The organism is Deinococcus marmoris DSM 12784, from assembly GCF_000701405.1.
GTDB lineage: Bacteria > Deinococcota > Deinococci > Deinococcales > Deinococcaceae > Deinococcus > Deinococcus marmoris.
In genome coordinates this window covers 1-2,934 of the sequence record NZ_JNIV01000197.1, presented here as the reverse complement: position 1 = coordinate 2,934, position 2,934 = coordinate 1, and the positions used below count along the sequence as shown (strand labels likewise).

At 57.0% G+C, this 2,934-nt stretch carries 1 protein-coding gene; it reads left to right on the top strand.

Annotated elements, in window-relative coordinates; genetic code table 11:
* The first annotated feature begins 662 nt into the window (after positions 1–662).
* On the top strand, positions 663–2,351 hold the full coding sequence (locus Q319_RS0122995) for a bifunctional metallophosphatase/5'-nucleotidase (RefSeq protein WP_029484717.1): 1,689 nt from the start codon (positions 663–665) through the stop codon (positions 2,349–2,351).
* Positions 2,352–2,934: the final 583 nt, after the last annotated feature.

Sequence of the window (2,934 nt, the reverse complement as noted above, 5' to 3'; positions counted from 1 at the left end):
GGATCACCCACAGGCCGAAATATACTTCGGCCTCTTAAATCAACCTTTCTCCGCACCCAGCGCCACTTAAACGCAAGTTGTCCGGTACTGAAGGGGTCACCATCTGCCCCCCTATCCTGATGACCATTCAGGTTGGCCCCGGGATCAACAGGGCCGAATACGCGATTTATGGTCGTACGCTCGGTTGTCCGTCGGAGGGTTCAGGTACGTCACCGTAAAAAACGGTGATAGCGAGTTCGCGCACGATAACGGTGGTGACGACATCAAAGAAGTGGACGTTAGCACCGCCCTCAAGATGTGGAGCGTCTTCTGCTCGTAGGTGCGCCTTTACCTAAAGACTCTCACAGCGGTGGTTCCCGCTCTACCTGGCCTTCTTTCAGACCATACACAACATCCGCTCTCCTGGGTTTTTGCTGCTACGCCCGATGTTGACGTTACTTTTGACCTCGGCCCCCCCAACGCAGGATGAGCCAGCCATAAAGGTGAGCTGTAATGCCTCCCCAAGCTTAAGTCGGCGACTGACAATCAACGATCAGACTTGAATGAGAATTGATTCTCAATTAGAGTCTGGAGAAGCCTATGGGCATGCTGGAATTGATGTGTTCCCATCCCCTCTCGCCTTGACCGGCCCTTGACCAGGAGAGCGAATCCTTATGCAGACCATGAAAACGAATCTACTGTTCATCGGCGTGGCCCTGACTCTCAGCAGTTGCTCCCTGCTCTCTGGCCCAGCCCAAACCAGCGTGACCATTATTGGTGTTAACGATTTCCACGGCAACATCTTGCCCACCAGCTTTCGCGTGCCTGATCCTGCCGACCGCACCAAAACCCAAACCGTACAGGCGGGCGGCATCGAAGCCATCGGCGGCGTGCTGGCCGAGGCCCGCAAAGCCAACCCCAACACCGTATTTGTGGGTGTGGGTGACATGACCGGGGCCAGCCCGTTGATCAGCGGGCTGCTGCGCGATGAGCCTTCTATCGACGCCCTGACCAAGCTGGGGATGGCCGTGAACGTGGTGGGCAACCACGAGTTCGATTATGGATTTTCTGAATTGCAACGGTATCAAACAGGCGGCTGCAACAGCAACGACGCGGCCAAAGCCTGCAAATACAACACCACCTTCGCGGGCGCGGGCTTTACCTACGTCGCCGCCAACGTGGTGGACGAGAAAACAGGCAAAACTGTGCTGCCCGCCTACAAAATGGTGACGGTGGGCGGTGCGAAGATCGCCTTTGTGGGTGCAGTGCTCAAAGAAACCCCCACAGTGGTCACTCCGGCAGGCGTAGCGGGGCTGCGCTTTGAAGATGAAGTGGCTTCTATCAATGCCGCGATCCCTGATATCAAGCGCAACGGTGCCGACGCCATCATTGCGCTCGTTCACCAGGGCGGTGCCAGCCCCGACGCCTTTGACATCGTGGACTGCAAGACCCTGAGTGGCTCCATCGTGGACATTGCCAGGAAGCTGGATTCTTCAATCTCTGCCATCATGACTGGACATACCCATAGGGGCTACAACTGCGTGGTGCCCGGCCCCAACGGTGCAAACCGCGTGGTCATTCAGGGCGACGCTTACGGCCACCTGCTTCAGCGCCTCGATCTGACCATCGATACCCGCGCCAACAAGGTGCTGGCCCTGAAATCCAGCAACGTGGTGGTCAATGCGGCGACTGCCCCCAAAGACGCGGCCATGACCGCCATCGTGCAGAAGGCCAAGGCTCTGACTGATCCGTTGGCCCAGCAGCCTGTGGGGACGCTGGGAGTCGAACAGATCACCCGCGCCCAGAACCCTGCTGGAGAAAGTGGGCTGGGTAACGTGATTGCCGATTCGCAATTGGCCGCCACCCGCGCCGCCGACAGGGGCGGAGCCGTGATTGCCCTGATGAATCCCGGCGGCATCCGTGCCGACTTGCCTGTAAACGTACCCAACCCCGATAAAAAAGTGACTTACGGCGACGCCTTCACGGTGCAGCCCTTCGGCAACATCTTGTCGGTGCTGACCCTCACGGGCGCACAACTTAAAGACGTGTTGGAGCAGCAATTCGACAACCCCGCTGTCGGACAAAATCGCATCCTGCAAGTCAGCCAAGGCTTTACCTATACCTGGGACAACAGCAAACCCAAGGGTGAGAAGGTCAGCGCGCTGGTGCTGAATGGCACGCCGATTGATCCTGCCGCCAACTACCGCGTTGCTGTCAACAACTTCCTTGCCGATGGTGGCGACGGCTTTACCACCTTCCGTCAGGGCAAAGACTTGATCGGTGGAGACTTAGATATCGACGCCTTCCGCGCTTACCTTCAGAGTAGTACGATCAGCGCTCCCGCAGTAGGCCGTATCACGCGGTTGAACTGAGCTGCGGTGGTGAGGTCAGAGCTGAGCAGCTATCCGCTGAAAGCGGCCTGCTCAGCCCTAATGTTTCTTAACTGATATCTGTAGTTTGGGAGCAGAGTGCGGGGGATGCGTGCCGAAGAGCGTCCACTGCACTCAGCTCCAGTTGAAGTGTACGACGACGCCCTTTAAGGACATATGAGAACCGTACGGTTCTCGCCAGGGCGCACCAGTCTTACCATGTAGGCCCTCAGATAGCGTTCGTGCTACGAAGCGCAGAATAGAATCAGAAATCAGTCAGATTCATCGCAATAGAGGTGGATTTCGCAGAAGAGGCACAACACGAAATGTTTTGATCAACAATTGGCCTGCTGAGCCAGCAGGTCACCCTAAAACCCCATACATTGCAGCATGTCAGATCAAAAGGCGAAATCCGAAGTCGTCGCCCAGCTCGTCCGCCTCGCCCGCAGGGAACGGCTGAATTACGACGAGTTCGCCTACGTCTGCTAAGTAACTAGCGGGTGTAGACTCCGGCATCAGACGACTTGACCCAGAATTGACCCCACAAGACGCTGAGGAGCTTGAACACCTGCTCTTCGCCCGTGAC